This window comes from Noviluteimonas gilva (genome assembly GCF_009740395.1).
GTDB classification, from domain to species: Bacteria; Pseudomonadota; Gammaproteobacteria; order Xanthomonadales; family Xanthomonadaceae; genus Noviluteimonas; species Noviluteimonas gilva.
This window is the reverse complement of sequence record NZ_WOXT01000001.1, coordinates 1,029,668-1,045,657: the sequence shown is the minus strand read 5'-3', so window position 1 is coordinate 1,045,657 and position 15,990 is coordinate 1,029,668. Positions and strand designations below refer to the sequence as shown.

Annotated in this window: 24 protein-coding genes; 6 read left to right on the top strand and 18 right to left on the bottom strand. The window is 66.2% G+C overall.

Annotated features, from left to right (window positions below):
• Positions 1 to 103: 103 nt before the first annotated feature.
• Positions 104 to 625, bottom strand: a complete 522-nt coding sequence (locus GN331_RS04805) for a DsbA family protein (protein WP_156640709.1) — start codon at positions 623 to 625, stop codon at positions 104 to 106.
• Positions 622 to 1,098 (bottom strand): redoxin domain-containing protein, encoded by a 477-nt coding sequence (locus GN331_RS04800; protein WP_156640708.1) that lies wholly within the window; start codon positions 1,096 to 1,098, stop codon positions 622 to 624. The genes GN331_RS04805 and GN331_RS04800 overlap by 4 nt, the downstream gene beginning before the upstream one ends.
• Positions 1,099 to 1,285: 187 nt before the next feature.
• Here GN331_RS04800 and GN331_RS04795 point away from each other — a divergent pair, with 187 nt between their 5' ends.
• Complete coding sequence (locus GN331_RS04795) at positions 1,286 to 1,645, top strand: hypothetical protein (protein WP_156640707.1); 360 nt, start codon at positions 1,286 to 1,288, stop codon at positions 1,643 to 1,645.
• A 244-nt stretch (positions 1,646 to 1,889) separates the two neighbouring features.
• On the opposite strand, the gene GN331_RS04790 is transcribed toward GN331_RS04795, so the two are convergent.
• From GN331_RS04790 to GN331_RS16510, 4 genes are all read right to left on the bottom strand, one after another.
• Positions 1,890 to 2,132, bottom strand: a complete 243-nt coding sequence (locus GN331_RS04790) for a hypothetical protein (RefSeq protein ID WP_156640706.1) — start codon at positions 2,130 to 2,132, stop codon at positions 1,890 to 1,892.
• An 84-nt stretch (positions 2,133 to 2,216) separates the two neighbouring features.
• On the bottom strand, positions 2,217 to 2,621 hold the full coding sequence (locus GN331_RS04785; RefSeq protein ID WP_156640705.1) for a GFA family protein: 405 nt from the start codon (positions 2,619 to 2,621) through the stop codon (positions 2,217 to 2,219).
• Positions 2,618 to 3,235 carry a hypothetical protein gene (locus tag GN331_RS04780; protein ID WP_156640704.1) on the bottom strand — a complete coding sequence of 206 codons (618 nt, stop codon included), beginning with the start codon at positions 3,233 to 3,235 and terminating at the stop codon, positions 2,618 to 2,620. The genes GN331_RS04785 and GN331_RS04780 overlap by 4 nt, the downstream gene beginning before the upstream one ends.
• 88 nt (positions 3,236 to 3,323) lie before the next feature.
• Entirely contained in the window at positions 3,324 to 3,764 is a 441-nt protein-coding gene (locus GN331_RS16510; RefSeq protein WP_197426998.1) for a copper resistance protein NlpE N-terminal domain-containing protein, read from the bottom strand.
• Positions 3,765 to 3,845: 81 nt separating this feature from the next.
• Here GN331_RS16510 and GN331_RS16505 point away from each other — a divergent pair, with 81 nt between their 5' ends.
• Positions 3,846 to 4,031 carry a hypothetical protein gene (locus GN331_RS16505; protein WP_197426997.1) on the top strand — a complete coding sequence of 62 codons (186 nt, stop codon included), beginning with the start codon at positions 3,846 to 3,848 and terminating at the stop codon, positions 4,029 to 4,031.
• Between the two features lie 9 nt (positions 4,032 to 4,040).
• Here the strand turns inward: GN331_RS16505 and GN331_RS04770 are convergent, their stop codons facing one another.
• From GN331_RS04770 to GN331_RS16885, 6 genes are all read right to left on the bottom strand, one after another.
• Positions 4,041 to 4,478, bottom strand: a complete 438-nt coding sequence (locus GN331_RS04770) for a hypothetical protein (RefSeq protein ID WP_156640702.1) — start codon at positions 4,476 to 4,478, stop codon at positions 4,041 to 4,043.
• A 101-nt stretch (positions 4,479 to 4,579) separates the two neighbouring features.
• The gene (locus GN331_RS04765) at positions 4,580 to 5,050 is read right to left on the bottom strand and encodes a hypothetical protein (RefSeq protein WP_156640701.1); all 471 of its coding nucleotides are present in this window, start codon (positions 5,048 to 5,050) and stop codon (positions 4,580 to 4,582) included.
• Between the two features lie 92 nt (positions 5,051 to 5,142).
• Positions 5,143 to 5,901 carry an HAD family hydrolase gene (locus tag GN331_RS04760; protein WP_156641245.1) on the bottom strand — a complete coding sequence of 253 codons (759 nt, stop codon included), beginning with the start codon at positions 5,899 to 5,901 and terminating at the stop codon, positions 5,143 to 5,145.
• 118 nt (positions 5,902 to 6,019) lie between these two features.
• Entirely contained in the window at positions 6,020 to 6,238 is a 219-nt protein-coding gene (locus GN331_RS04755; RefSeq protein WP_156640700.1) for a hypothetical protein, read from the bottom strand.
• 133 nt (positions 6,239 to 6,371) lie between these two features.
• Positions 6,372 to 6,800 carry an EF-hand domain-containing protein gene (locus tag GN331_RS04750; protein ID WP_156640699.1) on the bottom strand — a complete coding sequence of 143 codons (429 nt, stop codon included), beginning with the start codon at positions 6,798 to 6,800 and terminating at the stop codon, positions 6,372 to 6,374.
• A gap of 41 nt (positions 6,801 to 6,841) precedes the next feature.
• Complete coding sequence (locus GN331_RS16885; protein WP_269448186.1) at positions 6,842 to 6,976, bottom strand: hypothetical protein; 135 nt, start codon at positions 6,974 to 6,976, stop codon at positions 6,842 to 6,844.
• A 206-nt stretch (positions 6,977 to 7,182) separates the two neighbouring features.
• Here GN331_RS16885 and GN331_RS04745 point away from each other — a divergent pair, with 206 nt between their 5' ends.
• Together GN331_RS04745 and GN331_RS04740 are read left to right on the top strand one after the other, a co-directional pair.
• The gene (locus GN331_RS04745) at positions 7,183 to 7,404 is read left to right on the top strand and encodes a hypothetical protein (RefSeq protein WP_156640698.1); all 222 of its coding nucleotides are present in this window, start codon (positions 7,183 to 7,185) and stop codon (positions 7,402 to 7,404) included.
• A gap of 7 nt (positions 7,405 to 7,411) precedes the next feature.
• On the top strand, positions 7,412 to 7,690 hold the full coding sequence (locus GN331_RS04740) for an EF-hand domain-containing protein (protein WP_156640697.1): 279 nt from the start codon (positions 7,412 to 7,414) through the stop codon (positions 7,688 to 7,690).
• A gap of 7 nt (positions 7,691 to 7,697) precedes the next feature.
• Here GN331_RS04740 and GN331_RS04735 read toward each other — a convergent pair whose 3' ends face one another.
• The 3 genes from GN331_RS04735 to GN331_RS04725 all read right to left on the bottom strand — a co-directional run bounded on the left by GN331_RS04735 (position 7,698) and on the right by GN331_RS04725 (position 11,401).
• The gene (locus GN331_RS04735; protein ID WP_156640696.1) at positions 7,698 to 7,886 is read right to left on the bottom strand and encodes a CPXCG motif-containing cysteine-rich protein; all 189 of its coding nucleotides are present in this window, start codon (positions 7,884 to 7,886) and stop codon (positions 7,698 to 7,700) included.
• A gap of 2 nt (positions 7,887 to 7,888) precedes the next feature.
• On the bottom strand, positions 7,889 to 8,401 hold the full coding sequence (locus GN331_RS04730; protein WP_156640695.1) for a DUF1993 domain-containing protein: 513 nt from the start codon (positions 8,399 to 8,401) through the stop codon (positions 7,889 to 7,891).
• Between the two features lie 84 nt (positions 8,402 to 8,485).
• On the bottom strand, positions 8,486 to 11,401 hold the full coding sequence (locus GN331_RS04725; RefSeq protein WP_156640694.1) for a putative bifunctional diguanylate cyclase/phosphodiesterase: 2,916 nt from the start codon (positions 11,399 to 11,401) through the stop codon (positions 8,486 to 8,488).
• Positions 11,402 to 11,587: 186 nt separating this feature from the next.
• Here GN331_RS04725 and GN331_RS04720 point away from each other — a divergent pair, with 186 nt between their 5' ends.
• Together GN331_RS04720 and GN331_RS04715 are read left to right on the top strand one after the other, a co-directional pair.
• Positions 11,588 to 11,863, top strand: coding sequence for a hypothetical protein (locus tag GN331_RS04720; protein ID WP_156640693.1), 276 nt, complete (start codon positions 11,588 to 11,590; stop codon positions 11,861 to 11,863).
• Between the two features lie 111 nt (positions 11,864 to 11,974).
• Complete coding sequence (locus tag GN331_RS04715) at positions 11,975 to 12,388, top strand: hypothetical protein (RefSeq protein WP_156640692.1); 414 nt, start codon at positions 11,975 to 11,977, stop codon at positions 12,386 to 12,388.
• A 58-nt stretch (positions 12,389 to 12,446) separates the two neighbouring features.
• Here GN331_RS04715 and GN331_RS04710 read toward each other — a convergent pair whose 3' ends face one another.
• From GN331_RS04710 to GN331_RS04700, 3 genes are all read right to left on the bottom strand, one after another.
• Positions 12,447 to 14,780, bottom strand: coding sequence for a hybrid sensor histidine kinase/response regulator (locus tag GN331_RS04710; protein ID WP_156640691.1), 2,334 nt, complete (start codon positions 14,778 to 14,780; stop codon positions 12,447 to 12,449).
• Positions 14,777 to 15,115, bottom strand: a complete 339-nt coding sequence (locus tag GN331_RS04705) for a thioredoxin family protein (RefSeq protein ID WP_156640690.1) — start codon at positions 15,113 to 15,115, stop codon at positions 14,777 to 14,779. Before GN331_RS04705 ends, GN331_RS04710 begins: the two co-directional genes overlap by 4 nt.
• A gap of 72 nt (positions 15,116 to 15,187) precedes the next feature.
• The gene (locus GN331_RS04700) at positions 15,188 to 15,958 is read right to left on the bottom strand and encodes a lytic transglycosylase domain-containing protein (protein WP_156640689.1); all 771 of its coding nucleotides are present in this window, start codon (positions 15,956 to 15,958) and stop codon (positions 15,188 to 15,190) included.
• Between the last annotated feature and the right edge of the window lie 32 nt (positions 15,959 to 15,990).

The window sequence follows — 15,990 nt, the reverse complement described above, 5'->3', positions numbered from 1 at the left end:
TCGCTAGGAATCCTCCCAATCCATCATCGGAGCGACGGACAGGCGCAGCTGCGCGGGGTCGATGGCGGGCGTCGGATTCATCGGCCCGCCATTCTACTGCGGGCTAGCCGCGGGCCGCCTCGATGGCCTGCGACAGGGATTCGAACGAGTACGCCCCGTCATGGCGCGCACCGTTGATGAAGAACGTCGGCGTGCCGTTCACGCCGCTGCGGATGCCGCCGTTGAAATCTTCCTGCACCTTCTCGGTCCAGGTGTCCGCGTCGATGCCGGCCTTCAATTCCGCAGGCTCCAATCCCAGGCCCTGCACGATCTCGAACAACAACTCCGGGCCCAGCCGCGCCTGGTTGGCATAGAGCTTTTCATGCGCGGCCCAGAACTGCCCGTGCACGCCGGCGAACTCCGCGGTCACCGCCGCGATCGCCGCCATCGGATGCACTTCGGTCAGCGGGAAGTGGCGGAAGACGAAACGAATCTCGTCGCCGAAGTGATCGAGCACCTTGCGCACCTGCGGTTGCGCGGCGCCGCAATATGGGCATTGATAATCGCCGTACTCGACGACGGTCACCGATGCATCTTCGCGCCCCAACACGTGGTCGCGCGCACCGACCGGAATGCGCAGGCTCATGATGTCTTCCTCCCGTCCATGGCATCGAGTGCGTCGAGGATGCCGTCCGCGCCGGGGTTCACCGCGATCGGCGAGCAGTAACTCCACGCGATCGTTCCGTTCTCGTCGACGACGAACAACGCGCGCTCGGACACGCCCTCGCCTTCGCGGTACGCACCGAATGCGCGCGCCATGTCGCCCTTGGGTTCGAAGTCCGAAAGCAGCGGGAAATGCAGGTTGCGTGCCTCGGTGAATGCCTGGTGGCACCACACGCCGTCGACCGAGACACCGAACAGCTCTGCCTTGCGGCCGTGGAATTCCGAACGGATCTGGTTGTAGAGCGCCATCTGGTCGCCGCACACGGGGCTGAAATCCGCCGGATAGAACGCGAGCACGTAACGCTTGCCGCGTAGCTCATCCGAAGACAGCACCTGATCGGGTGTCACGTGCAATTTGAACGGCGGAGCGGGCGTGCCTGCTTCGAGGATGGCCATGGGCGGTGCCTGGGCGCGGGGCGAGCGGGTCGATATAGCAGTCCGCGCGTCATGTTTTCGTTTTTCGCCCTCGACCTGCCGGGCAATCTTCCCCGGCACCTTCGGGCAATTGCCCGTGCGGACAATGTTCGCGCACGCGCGGACACGGTTTCCTGTCGCGGCGATCCAACGCCAACGGGGACACACAATGGGAATCGACCTGGACTACTTCGAAAAGCGCGTGCGGAGCCTCGAGCAGGCCCTGCACCGCTTGCAACACGACCTGGAGGATGCGCACGAAATCGCGGGCCGCATCGTCGAGGAATACCAGCAGTGGGTGAAGAACGAGACGCCGGGACGCGAGTTGATCCTGCGCCGCCTGGAAGAACTCATCACGCGGGGCAGCCCGCGCAGCGTGTTCGCGAAGACGCTCGTGCTGGAGTTCGGCATCTCGCGCACCAAGTCGTACCAGATGGTCAAGGACTATCTCGTCGAACGCGATGCGGCCGCTGCCTCGCAACGCGCAGGGATGAGCGCCGACGCATTTCCGGCTTCATCGATGCGCTGATCGAAATTCGCGTTTCCCCTGGGCCGGTTTGCACGGATGCAACCGGCCCTTCTTTTTCGTCCCGCGTGTGTATGCGCGTGCACCAAGGGACAATGGTCGCGGCGCATGCGCGATGCTCAACTGCATGCACCTGCCGAGCACATCGGCAGGCCGGAGCCGAAGAGACGCGCGATCAAGCCCGTCGGCCGGCGCAGACCCCCCTCTCCCTGAAAACTGCGCCGGCGGCTCCCTCTTTTCCTTCGAATCACTTCAGCGCGTTCGGAATGCGTGCGCGCTCGAGCGCCACCCAACCGGCTTCGGTGATTTCCCAGCCACCCAGGACCTTGTACGCGTAACCGCGTTCGACCATGCGCGCCATGGCATGCACGTCGACCGCGTGGCGCACGGTGATGGATTCGGTGAGCTTGCGCAGCTCTTCGCGGTCGACGGGGTCGAGGCGAACGTTCACGTTGACGCCCTGCGCTTTGGCGGATTGCGGATAGGACATTCCACATCGAACGATCCGCGGTTCGATCACAGGCCAGCAATAGACGCGCAAAGCCAGCTTCGATTCAGCGGCGTGAAGCGCCGTTCATTCGTTCGTGAGGTGTGCGAACGCGGCCGTTGCGGCGTCGCGGTCGTTGTCGTCGAAGGGAACGATGCGCAACGATTCCACCGTGCCAACGTCGAGGCAACGCACGTTCACGTCGACGCCGTCGGGATGGCTGCGCGGAATGTAGAACGCCTTGACGCCGCACACCGAACAGAACCGATGCTTCGCCGCGCCCGTGTTGAACGTGTATTCGGTGAGCACGGCTTCGCCGGACAACAGGCGGAAGCGCGCGGCCGGCACGATCAGGTGCAGGAAGCCGGTCATGCGGCAGATCGAACAATTGCAGTCGAGCGCTTCGATTTCCGCAGGTGCATCGACTTCGAAACGCACGCGGCGGCAATGACAGCCGCCGCGATGCACGACGCGTTCGGGCGACGCGCTCATTTTTTCCCGTTGCCCTTGCCGTTGCCGTGCCCGTTGCCCTTGTCCTTCCCGCCGCCATGGCCCTTGTCGCTGTTGCCGTGGCCGTTGTTCGCCTGCGACTTGGACTTGGACTTCGACTTGTTCTTGCCGTGGTTCGGATACGCGCGTTCGAGATCGGCGTCGAGCACGATCGTGCGGCCCCAACGGTCGTAGGTCGGCACGAAACCCTTCTTCAGGCGATGGAATTCCGCCGAGCCCGGCTTGATGCCCAGTTGCTTGGCGATGTTGCCCCAGCCGTTGCCGTGGTCGCGCTCGTACACGTCGACGACGTAACGGCACGGACGGCCGATGATCGACGCGATGTTGCAGGCCATCCACACATCGCCCGGCGCCCAGCGGCGCGGACCGATCAGGTCGACGACCAGGTCGCGCGGCGCGCCGTGGTAGCGCACCATTTCGTCGACGAAGGGATCGCGATAGCGCTGGCCGTAGCGATTCATGTCGCCGAGCCAGCTGTCCATCCACACATCGCCGCTGCGCGGGTTCCAGCCGAAGGTGAAGTCCTGTGCGTGTGCGGTCTGGCCGGCGGCGGCCAGGACGAGAGCGAGCGAGAGCGCTTTGATCGAATGACGCACGGTGCCTCCTGCGGTGTGGCTGCGATGCCCGCAGTGTGGGCGCACGGACTGAATACGTTCTGAAAGGTTTGCGGTTACGAGCAGCGCGTCACAGGCTGGGCGGGCCGGCCGGCGCCAGGACCCGGCCGGGCCCCGCGGCGTGCCCGCGCCGGTCGACGACGACCAGGTTGCCGGTGCCGTCGATCGCATAGAGCCGTTCGCCGCCCGAGGTCGCCTGCAGACGCAGGATGCGGCCGTCGCGGCGCCAGCGGCCGGCTTCGTGGAAGTACTCGGCGCCCTCGCCGTCGAGGTAGGCCTCGACCAGTTCGTACTGCGCGACGACGCCGTTGCCACGCTGCAGGCGCAGGCGCGTGTCGATGCCGTCGCAGTCGGCGCAGGCGAGCACGCCCTGCCAGCTCAATTCCGCGTCGGGCGATTCGAAGCGCGCGGTCGGTGCGCCCGGCGCGCCGCCGTCGCCGCAGCCGGCAAGCATCGCGGCCGCCAACACCGGCAGGAGGAAAAAGGACCGGAAGCGGCGGATCGCGTCCATGCGGCCATTGTGGCGGGTGGCGTGTGCACACGGCCGCGACGCAGGCGGGCGGAGCATGGCGACGTCATCGGGGACCGAGCCATGCGCCTGCATCTTTCGCCCTTCGCCTTCCTGCGCCGCCATGCGTGGGGAGTCGCCGTGCTCGTGCTGATCGTCGTGGGGTGGTTCGCGACCATCGGCTGGGTGGCCGGCAAACTCAATTCCGACCTGGGGCGCACCTACAAGGCTGCGCCCGTCGTCGAGGATCACGCCCATCGCGCCGAGTGAGGCCGGGCGTTATTTCGCGGAGATCGTGAACTTGCCGAAGGAAATGCCGAGGTCCCAACCCTCGCCGGTGCCGGCGAGTGCGAGCGACACCTCGCCCTTGGTCATCGCACTGGCGCCCGAGGACTTCGAAGCGCCCGCGTGGGCTTCGGCCTGCGCATAGCTGCCCAGCAATTCCTTGATGTCCTTGACGCCGGAGAACTCGCCGGTGCCGTTGTCGATCCTGGATTTGCCGACGGTCAGCCCGCCGCCCTTGGCGACGATGTGGACCGCCATCTTCTGGCCGTTGTCGCAGGTGATCGTGCCGTCGCCCGACGCGGTCTTGTAGAAGGCCGACCAGCCGGCGAGGCTGAATTTCAGCTTGCAATCGGTCTTGCCCGCGGCCATCGCCATGGGTGAGGCGAGGACGAGCGCAAGCGGGAGGATCTGGATGAGGCGGAGACGGCGCATGGCAGGACTCCTACGGGGGATCGGTGCGCGGAGGCTAGCACCGGATCGGTATAGCCGGTGAAGACGGCGCCCGGAGGCACCGTCTTCGCGCCGCCAGGCGATCAACGGTCCCGCGTCCGCCAGCGATAGCCATCCCAATAGCGCACGGGTGCGTGGTGGCGGTTGTAAGCGCCGGCACCCCGCCGGTCGTACTGCGGGTCGTAATAGGAGACCGTGCAGTTGCCGTGCTTGTTGCACTTCACCCGACGGGCGGTCCGGTCGTAGTCGTCGCGATAGACCGGCGGGCCGTAGGGGCGATACACGTAACGATCGCGATCGTCGTTCCAACGGCGATCGACGACGCGGTAGTAGATCGGGCGCCCGTAACGATCGCGCACGACGATCAACCGATCCTGGTCCCGGTAATTGCCGTACCGGTAATACGGCTGGCCGCTGCGCAACACGACATCGGCGACATCGACGATGACGCGCGTCACGTCGTCCTGTGCGCGCGCCGGCGTCGGCAGCAGCGCAGCGAAAGCAAACCCCGCCGCGAACACCGCGGGTGCGATGGACTTCGACAGCGTCGACATGGTGACTCTCCCTTCGATCCGCCCTGATGCGGATCCTGCTGCCGACGATGCGACGGCCTCGATTAACGGACGTCTAACCGTTCCGGCGCGCGCTAGCGGCCATTCAGCGAAGCCGCCGCGCGTGCGATGTCGGTCACGGCTTCGGGCAATTCGCTGGCCTGCGCGACGCGACGCACGCGCGGTTCGTCGTCCGCGATTTCCGCTTCGGCTTCGTGCGCCCACGTCACGTGGTACGGCATGTACACGCCCCATCCGCCGAGCGCGATCACCGGCGCGATGTCCGAGCGCAACGAGTTGCCGACCATCGCGAACTGCTGCGGCTGCAGTTCGAATTCGTCGAACAACCGCGCGTAGGTTTCCGGATCCTTTTCGCTCACGATCTCGATGCGGCGGAACAGATCCGCAAGACCAGACTGCTTCACCTTCGCTTCCTGGTGGAACAGATCGCCCTTCGTGATCAACACCAATTCGTATTGCGCACCGATCGCTTCGACCGCTTCGCGAATGCCCGGCAACAATTCCACCGGATGCTGCAGCAGCGATTTGCCGAGCGCGACGATGCGATGCAGGTCGCTCGCGGTCACGCGCGCGTCGGTGATTTCCACCGCGGCTTCGATCATCGACAGCACCATGCCTTTGACGCCGTAGCCGAACAACGCGAGGTTCCGCTTCTCGACGGCGTACAGGCGTTCGTGCGCGCGCGCATCGGCCAGGTCGACGTAACGACCGACGATGGCTTCGAAATCCCCTTGCGCACCGCGGTAATAGTCTTCGCTGCGCCACAGCGTGTCGTCGCCGTCGAAGCCGACCAGGCGAATGGAAGAGGCATCGGGAGCGGAAGCAGGAGACATGGGCGCGTGCGTCACGGGGCGCACCAGTGTACGAAAACGACACAGGGCGGCCGAAGCCGCCCTGTACTCGTCGTCGCCTTCAAGGCACCGGCCGGCACCCCTGGGCCGGCCGAATTCTTTACGGCGTGCTCGGCGGTGCGCCCGCCGTGCTGGCCGACGTCGGCATCGACGAAGACGTCGTCGTGTCGGTCGAAGTCGTTCCCGTCGTGCCCGACGAGTCCGTGGTGGTCGTGCTGGTCGACTCGGTGGTCGTTTCCTTGTCGTGCGCGCAAGCGGCCAGCGTCAGCGAAGCGGCGACGATGGCGACTGCGGTCAGGCTACGGAGCGTGGTGTTCATTGGGGTCCTCGTCTGTGTGCCTTGCGGCGTGAATCCGGCTGGCCCCGAAGGAACCAGCCGGATGGTGCGCCACTATTTCGAAGCGAGCCTCATGCGCGCTTCGACTCGGGAGCGATACTGCGTGCGCAGTGGATCAGCCGCCCGAATCCGACTTGGCTTCGCCCTTGCCGTTCGCGGCGAGGTAAGCCTTGTATTCGTCCTGCGTCAGCTCGCCGTCGGCATTGGCGTCAGCCTTGGCGAAGACCGAGGACAGGTTCTGCACGGACGCGGCTTCCGTCGCGCTCAGCGTGCCGTTCTTGTCGACGTCCAGGTCGGACCAGTTCTTCTTCTCCGGCTCACCCTGCTGCGGCATGGCCGACTGCGTCTGAGCAGTGGCGTCCTGCGTCGCGGCAGTGGTCGCTTCCTGCGTCGCGGCGTTCGTTGCGTCCTGCGTTGCCGTCGTGGCAGCGTTGGTGGCGTCCTGCGTCGCGGTCTGCGGCGTCGTGCTCTGCGCAATGGCGAGCGGAGCGGCCAGCGTCAGCGCCAGGGCGAGGTAAAGCGGCTTGCGATTGAAAAGATTCATTCGTCGGTCTCCATGGGGGAACAAACGTCGCGCCAGATGCGTCAGGCTTTTTCGGCGACGGTATGCACCTTGCGCCCAAGCATCTGAATCTCCGCGACCTGCCGGTTTGCGCCTCCACACCGCATTAACCAACCGGCGCGCGAATTGCGGTAATCGCGTGCGGCGGTGTGCAGCATGTTGGCGTTGGGCTTGTTTTCAGGCCTTTTCGCCGGCGTTCGCGAGCGTCCCCCTCTGCGCGTCATCGTCGCGCGAACGCCGTTGATGAGGCGCAGACGACCGGCGGCGCCGGCTTACGAAAGTTTTACATCGGCCATGCAACGGCGTTAATGGCTGCCTCTCCACAGTGGGTCGCAGACACCAACGCGCTCCCGAGGACTCCCCCATGGCAACCCCCCGTCACACCCCACGTTCGAAGTCCCGCACGGTCGGATCGCAACCTGCCGCACAGCAGAGTTCGCCGCAGTCGATGGCGAACCATGATTCGCCGCAGGACACGCAGCGCGACCGCCAGCGCGACGCCATCGCCAACCAGGGCGCGCAGGGCCGCCACGTACCGTTCTCGCTCAAGGAAGAAGAGGACGACGACGCGGCGACTCGCCATTGAGGCACCCATGAAGTCGTTATCGCTGCTGTTGCTCGCCGTCGCGTTGCCTGCGTTCGCGCAGACACCGCCGACCGCCGCGACCATCGCCGCGCCCGCGGCGAGCGGCGACACGTTCTCGAGCCTGGATGCCGACAAGGACGGACGCATCAGCTCGACCGAAGCCGATCGCGATGCCGGCTTCAGCGCTTCATTCGCCGCGATGGATGCGAACGCAGATGGCTTCGTGACCCGCGACGAACACAAGTCGCATTCCCGATCCAACGCGCGGCCCGAGCCGCAGCGCTGAAGTTGAATCAGGCCTCGTCCTCCGACGAGGCCCGCACGATCGGATCGCCATCGACGTCGAAGGCGACGTCGAACACGATGGGCTTGCAACACACCTGGCAGTCTTCGATGTAGTGCTGCTCGCCCGCCGAGTCGTCGACGAGGACGGTGATCGTCTCGCCGCAGTAGGGACACTGGATGTCGACGCTCGGCAGCATGGTCAACGCCCCACGTCGCCGAGCCAGTCGGCCTTGCCGATCGGCACGCCGGAAGCGCGCAGGATCGCGTAGGCCATCGAGGCGTGGAAGAAGAAGTTGGGCAGCGCGAAGCTGGTGACGTAACCCTGCCCGTCGAAACTCAATTCGCCCAGGCGGCTCTTGACCTGGATCGGACGCGAACCCGCGCCTTCGAACTGCGCGGCGTCGAAGGATTCGACGTACGCGATGCAACGCGCGATGCGCGCCTCGAGTTCCTCGAAGGTCTTCTCTTCATCGGGGAAGGGCATCGCTTCGGTCACCGTCAAACGCGCGCAGCAATTCTTCGCGTGGTCGGTGGCGATCTGCACCTGTCGCACGAGCGGCAGCATGTCGGGAATCAGGCGCGTGCCCAGCAGCACGTCCGGCGCGATGTTCTTCTCCGCGGCGTATTTCTGCCCGGCCTGCAGGACGTGCAGCAGATTGCGTAGCGTGCGGATGAACACCGGCGCGGTGAAGGCGTGCAGCGTTTGCGTCATGGCGAAACTCCCGAGGGCCGATGCGGCCCGGAAGCGGCACAGGTTACGCCGACGCTTATAAAGGGAAAGTCGCCCTTCCGGGTTTCACTGTCCCAGCCAATGGCCGGCCGGCGCGGGGTACGCGAATCGGTAACCCTGGCCGTACACGCAGCCCATCGCGCGCAACACGGCCCACTGCGCGTCGGTCTCGACGCCTTCGGCGACGATCTCGGTCCCGAGTGCGTTGCCGAGCGCGAGGATCGCTTCGATCAACGCCGAGCTGCGCGAGGGCACGCCGTTGGCGAAGGGCGCCACGAAGCTCTGGTCGATCTTGATCATCTTCAGCGGGAACTGATGCACGTGGCCGAGCGATGAGTAACCGGTGCCGAAATCATCGAGCGCCGCCTCGACGCCACGCTCGGCCAGGCGATGCAGCATCGCCACCACGTTCTCCGGATCGCCGAGCAGCGTGCCTTCGGTCACTTCCAGGCGCAGCGCGGTGGAATCGAAGCCGATCTCGTCGACGAGTTCCAGCAATCGCTTGTCGAAGTCGGTGTGCAGGAACAGGCGCGGCGACACATTGAGCGTGAGGTAGCGCAGCACGCCGTCGCGCGATTCGCACACCATCGGGCGCGCGGCTTCCAGCGCAAGGCGGAACATGCGCCAATCGATCTGTCCGACCAGCCCGCTGTCTTCGGCGACCTTGAGGAAAGCCGACGGCGTGAGCACGCCGCGCGTGGGATGGCGCCAGCGCAACAGCGCTTCGTAGCCCACGACGCTGGCGTCTTCCAGGCGCACGATGGGTTGGAACCACGGTTCGAACTCGTCGCGGATCAGCGCATCGCGCAGGGCCTGCTCGAGGTCGAGCACGCCCATCGCGGTCTTGTGCATCGCATCGTCGAACAACACGAAGCGGTTGCGGCCCGCGTCCTTCGCGCGATAGAGCGCGACGTCGGCGTCGTGCAGGATGCGGTCGACCGATTCGCAATCCGGGCCCGCGATCGCGATGCCGATGCTGCACGACAACTGGATCTCGCGTCCGGCCACGTGCAGCGGCGGCGTGAGCGCGCGCAGCACGCGTTGCGCGACCTTGCACGCGGTCTCGTGGTTCTGCACGTGTTCCAGCAGCATGACGAACTCGTCGCCGGCGATGCGCGCGACCACGTCGGGGTTGCGCACGCAACCGGCCAGGCGCCTGGACACTTGTTGCAGCACGGCATCGCCGGCGCTGTGGCCCAGGCTGTCGTTGACCACCTTGAAGCGGTCGACGTCGATGTAGAGCAGCCCGAATCCGCAACTGTCGTCGCGGCGCGCGCCGGCCAGCGCGCGTTCGATGCGATCGCGCAGATACACACGGTTGGGCAGGCTGGTCAGCGCATCGTGCATGACCTGGTGTTGCAACTGCGCTTCGACCTGTTCGCGTACGGCGATCTGTTCGCGCAATTCGACGGTGCGCGCTTCGACGCGATGTTCGAGTTCGGCATTCGCCTGGCGCAGCAGTTCCGCCGCGCGCCGGCGCTGCAGCGAGCTGCCGATCTGGTAGGAGACGAAGGTCAGCAGTTCGGCGTCGCGCTCGTTGTAGACATCGCCGCGGTCGTAACTCTGCACGGCGACGACGCCGATCGCGCCGTCGGTGCTGAGCAGCGGCGCGCCGAGCCAGACCAGCGTCGGCGCCGCAAGCATTTCGCTGTCGATCTCGCCGGCCGCCACCATCGTCAGCGCGCTGTCGCGCGTGACCAGCGCGGGGCGTTGCGTGCGCAGCACGTGTTCGGTCAGGCCGCGGCCATAGGAGCGCGCGCTCCAGTCGCGTTCGAATTCGTCGGCCGCGTAGGGGAACGACACGGTGTTGCCGTCGTCCGAAAGCAGCGCGATGTAGAAGTTCTTCGCCTCGATCAATTCGCCGACGACCGCGTGCACGTGGCGATAGAAGTGCGCGCTCGTCTCGTCCAGGCTCGCCAGCGCGGCGATGCGGTACAACGCGGCCTGCAGACGTTCGCCGCGTTCGCGCTCGGCGACTTCGCGGCGCAACTCGCTGTTGGCGACCTGCAGCTGCTGCGTGCGCTCGACGACGTGCCGTTCCAGTTCGACGCGACCGCTCTTGCGCTCCAGCGCCGTGAGGATGTGCTCGGCGACGAACGCGAGCAGCGACATCTCCGCCGTCGTGTAGCAGCGCGAGCCGGTGTAGCTCTGCACGACCACTACGCCGCGCACGTCGCCGTCGCGCATCATCGGCACGCCGAGCCAGTCGGAGCTGTCCGCGCCATGCAGGCGCAGCGGGCCCGACACCTGCTGCATCAGGTCGGCCGTGGAGCCCATCAGCGGACGCTTGTCGCGGGTGAGGTACCACGTCAGGCCGCGTTCGATCCGCGCGAGCGGGATCTCTTCTTCCGGCGAGAGGACCTGGTCGTCGACGACGTCGGCGAAATAGAGGAAGCGCAGCGCATCGCGATCGCGGTCGTACAGCGCGATGTAGAAGTTCTCCGCGTACATCAGGTCGGCGACGATGCGATGCAGGCCGCGCAGCATGTCCGGCATCTCGAGGTCCGAGCCGGCCATGTCGGCGATCGCGTAGAGCGAGCGCTGCAACTTCTCGGCCTGCTCCAGGCGCTCGACGCTTTCGCGCATGCGGCGCAGGTCGAGGGTTTCGCCCAGGCGCGCAACGGACGCGGGGCACAGATCGATTGCGGCGTGCGGGCTGTTGAGCACGGCCACCGCGCCTTCGCCGTCGTCGTAGAGCACGCGCGGGCTGCTGTCGTCGTTCTCGCCCGCGCGGATGCGGGAGACGGCGTCGATGGCGTCGGCGATGACCTTGGCGTCCGCGCACGCGGGCGGGAACGCCTCGATGTCGCGCGGCCAATGGGTCGACCAGAGGACGCAGGCGCAATGGGTATCCAGTTGCGGGTCGGCCTCGAACCACGCCTCCACCACGGCCTGCGGGGTCGGCGCACGCAGCAACCGGTCGGGCAGCGAATGCTGCGCCGCACCGTCATGTGCCGGCGATCGACCGAATTTAACGACCATGGACCGTGGATCCCCCTGACCTGGCAGCGTAGGACCGGCTTGGGGCCCATTCCGTGCGCTGCGTCACTTTGTTGATGCAACGCACGTCTCGGCGGACGAATGGTTCAAGGGTGCATCGTCACGACGGCTGCACTCGCGACCCGCGAGTTTGCCGCCAGGACGCCTACGGGCGACAGGGGCAACATCATGCACGAGCAGGCCATTGCGGGGCAGACGGTCGATCTTGGGCCGGCACTGGAAGCAGAACTCGAAGCCCTCGACCGCGAAATGCCGCGGATCCAATCGATGGCCGGCAACGTCTTCGCACTCGCCTCGGCATGGGCCGAACGCCACGCCGCGATCCTGCAACGCACGCCGCCACCGATGCGCGCGGCGATGGAAGCGCGCTTGCATCGCATCGGCATTCGCTGGGGCGTCGTGCACGGCGTGCGAATGACCACGCAATTCCCCGCGCTCGGTTAAGCACGCTGAACCAAGTTAGCGACACCTTCACCGCTCGCAAAAACTCCGCTAACGGTCGCATGCGTAACGTCGTGCGACGGCCATCTTCGGCCGCAGTGGAGGAATGTCGAGATGGCAAATCAGCAGAACCAAGGGTCGCAGAACCCGTCGTCGCAATCCAACCAGCAGAACGCTTCCGGCCAGCAAGGCTCGCAACAGTATTGGAAGCAGCAGTTCCAGAACGAACCCTATTACCAGCAGGGCAAGCCGTTCGAGGACTATCAGTCCGCCTACCAGACCGGTGAACAGGGCCGTCAGCAGTACGGCAGCGGCGGACAAAGCTTCAGCGATTCCGAGAAACAACTGCGCAGCGATTACGAGAACAGCACCAAGGGCAACCAGAAGGCGCTGAAGTGGGACGACGGCGCGGGCAAGGCATGCGAAGCCGCCTGGAATCGCGCGGGCTCGCAGTCGAGCGATCGCGATATGCAGCAGGGCTCGGAGTCGCAGCAGAATCGTGGTGACAGCACGGGTCGGACCAGCTGACGATTTAGCGAAAGCGACCCCACCCCAACCCCTCCCCTGCGTTGCAGGGGAGGGGTTTTTACGTGCGGTGTTTCATTCGCAGTAGCGAGTCGACGAGGTTTTCGAGCGCCACCGGATCGACCGGTTTCACCACGTGCGCATCGAAGCCCGCTTCCGCGGTGCGCATGCGCACTTCGGCCTGGCCCCAACCGGTGATCGCGACGATGACGAGTGCATCGCCGCCCTCGGCCATGCGCATGCGTCGACACACTTCGTAGCCGTCCACACCCGGCATGCCGAGATCGAGCAGCACCGCATCGGGCGCGAACGCGACCTGCCAGGTGAGTGCAGACGCTGCGTCGTAGGCCGTGCGCACCTGATGCCCCTGCATGCGCAGGAACAGCGCGAGCGAATCGGTGTGTTCGCGATTGTCGTCGACCACGAGCAAGCGCCTGCGCGTGCCGGAGGTCGGTGTCGTCTCATCCGCGGCCGTCGGATCGGGCTCGCCCTGCGCGAGCGGCAAGCGCACTTCGAATTCGCTGCCCTGCCCCAGGCCGGCGCTGCGCGCGATGACCGAACCGCCGTGCATTTCCACGAGGCTGCGCACGAGCGTCAACCCGATGCCGAGTCCCCCCGCCGCATGCCCGATCGAATGCTCGGCCTGGCTGAAGAGATCGAACACGCGCGTGATCTGGTCCGTCGCGATGCCCAGACCGTTGTCCTGCACGATGATCACCGCTTCATCGCCTTCGCGACGCGCATCCAGCACGATGCGGCCGCCGGGTTCGGTGTACTTCGCCGCGTTGTTGAGCAAGTTGGACAGCACCTGCGCCAGGCGAACGGGATCGGCGTGCAGCACCATCGGCCTGGCCGGAACAGACACGACCAGCGCGTGATGCCCGCCATCGATCAACGGCCGGCTGGTTTCGACGGCGCGTTCGATGACATCGGCCAACGCCACCGCCTGCAGGTGCAAGGGCACCATGCCGCGCGTGATGCGCGAGACCTCGAGCAGATCGTCGACGAGCCGCACGAGTTGCGCGACCTGCCGCTCCATCACGCCGTGCAGGCGTTGCATGTCGACGTGCGCGCCGGCTTCGCCCTGCTCGGCCATGCGCAGGATGTGCAGGCAGTTGCGCAGCGGCGCGAGCGGATTACGCAATTCGTGCGCGAGCGTGGCGAGGAACTCGTCCTTGCGTTGATCCACTTCGCGCAGCGCGTGTTCGGCCAGCTTGTGATCGTGGATGTCGGTGGTCGCGCCGTACCAACCCGTCAGTTGGCCTGCATCGTCGTGCGATGGATTCGCGCGCACGAGGAACCACCGATAGACACCATCGCGGCGACGCAGGCGCAACTCGGTTTCGAACGGCTCGCCCTGGAAGGCGCGATGCCAGGCGGTCGTGACGGATTCGCGATCGCCGGAATGGATCAGGCTGTTGCGCTCTTCGCGACTCACGTCCAGCCCCTGGCCGGTGTATTCGGTCCAGCGATCGCTGAGCCAGGTCATCGCGCCGTCGGACGTCGCGCTCCACAGGATCGAGGGCGAGGCGTTCGCCAGACACCGGAAGCGCTCTTCGCTGTCGCGCAATGCAACTTCGGTGCGCGTGCGCGTGGAGATGTCTTCGAAGAGCACCGCGACGCGACCGCTCCTGGCCGAGCCGAACGGAAACGCATGCGCTTCATACCAGCGGCCGAGCGCCTGCGCTTGCAACATCGTGCGCGCAGGCCGCTGGCTGCGCGCGACATCGCCGTAGAACTGATACCAGTGCGGCTCGAGGTCGGGCACGAGCTCGCGCATCGTCTTGCCGACCACGTCGACCAAACCGGTGTAGCGCTCGAACTCGCGATTGGTTTCGATGAAGCGATAGTCGACGGGCTCCTCGCCCTCGAACAGCACGTCGATCACGCAGAAGCCCTGGTCGATGTCCTCGAACAGCGCGCGATAGCTCATGTCCGAGGCGATGGGCTCGCGCGGGCGCTGCGGTTCGATGAGCGTGGGCAGTTCGCCTTCGTCCAGTTCGAGCAAGGTGATGGTCGCCGCGCGCAACACGCCGGTGAAATCGCGCACCGCCGTGAAGCGCGCCATCGCCGCGAGCGATCCGCCATCGGGGCGTGCGATCTGGATCGCGACGGTCGAGGGCCGCTTCCCGGCATGCAGCGCACCCATCGCACGTTGCATCGCTTCGCGATCGGCGAGATCGCCCAGCGAATCGAAGGCCATGCCGCGCAGGACATCGATGCCGCGCCCGAGCATGCGCGCGGCCGCCGGGTTCACGTCGATCAGATGTCCGCCCGCATCCACGCGCAGCAAGCCGACATCCGCGCGGTCGGCGATCTCCAGCCAGCGCGCGGAGGCCTGCGGCCCTTCGCCCGCGCGCGGATGCATGGCCGGCGGCGCGGGGTCTTCGATCATGGCGATGCCGGGGGATCGATGCGGGCCAGGGCTTCGGCGATCGGTCCGGGGGTCGTCGGGCGCACGAGACGCGCGACTTCTTCGCCATCGCGCAGGAACACCAGCGTCGGCCACAGCTTCACGCGAAACGAACGTCCGAGCGGCAAGCCGCGACCGTCTTCGATCTTCAGGTGATGCACGTCGGTGTGTTCGGCGAAGGCCGCTTCGATCGCCGGCTGCGCGGCGATGCAGTGCCCGCACCACGGCGCGCCGAACTCCAGGACCGCGGGACCGGCGCGCGCATCCACGCTCGCCCGCTCGGGCTCCTTGGGTTCGTAACGATGAGCGAGCGACATCGTGCTTCCGTGCGGCGTCAGGCGACAACCGGGGACACTACCCCGCGCGCGGTGAGCGTTGCGTCCGCAGGCTCAGCTTTTGCGGGTTGCCGGCTTCTTCAGCGCGGTGCGGTAGCGCTCATAGAGGGCCTGCACCTTTTCCACGTAGTCCTCGGTTTCGGCGTACGGCGGCACGCCGCCGTAACGATCGACCGCGCCGGTGCCTGCGTTGTAGGCAGCGGCGACGAGAACCAGGTCGCCCTTGTAGCGACGCATGAGATCGCGGATGTGGCGCGCGGCGCCGTCGATGCATTGCGCCGATTGATACGGATCCGACACGCCATAGGCGCGCGCGAGCGCCGGCATCAGTTGCATCACGCCGCGCGCACCTTTCGGCGACAGCGCGCGTGCGTTGAAGTCGCTTTCGGCATGCGCGATGGCGCGCAGCCACGCATCTTCGACGCCGGTCTTCTTCGCCGCCGCGAGAAACTGCGCAGCGAACACGTCCAAGCGTGGCTTGCCGACTTCACCGTAGCCTTCATGCGCCCACGAATCGCGCGGCGCGCGAACGCGCACGGGCTCGGCCACTTCCTTCCATCCCTTGATCGGCCGCGTGCTGTAAACGACCTTGCCGTTCATGCGCGTCGTATACAGGTTGCCGCGCACAGGGCCCTGGTCGCCCCAGAAGTTCTTCACCTTGGCCTTGCGGTCGTTGACGCGCTTGGGCTTGCACTTCGAACCGGGCTCGGGCGCGGTCGACAGACTCAACCGATCGTCCTTGAGACATTCGTACACGGTGCGTGCCTGCGCGCCCGCGAAAGGCAGCAGGCAGAGCAAACCGGCGATGGCGAATCGGAGATACATCGGGCGCCATGAAACGCGCCGACTGTTCAGTA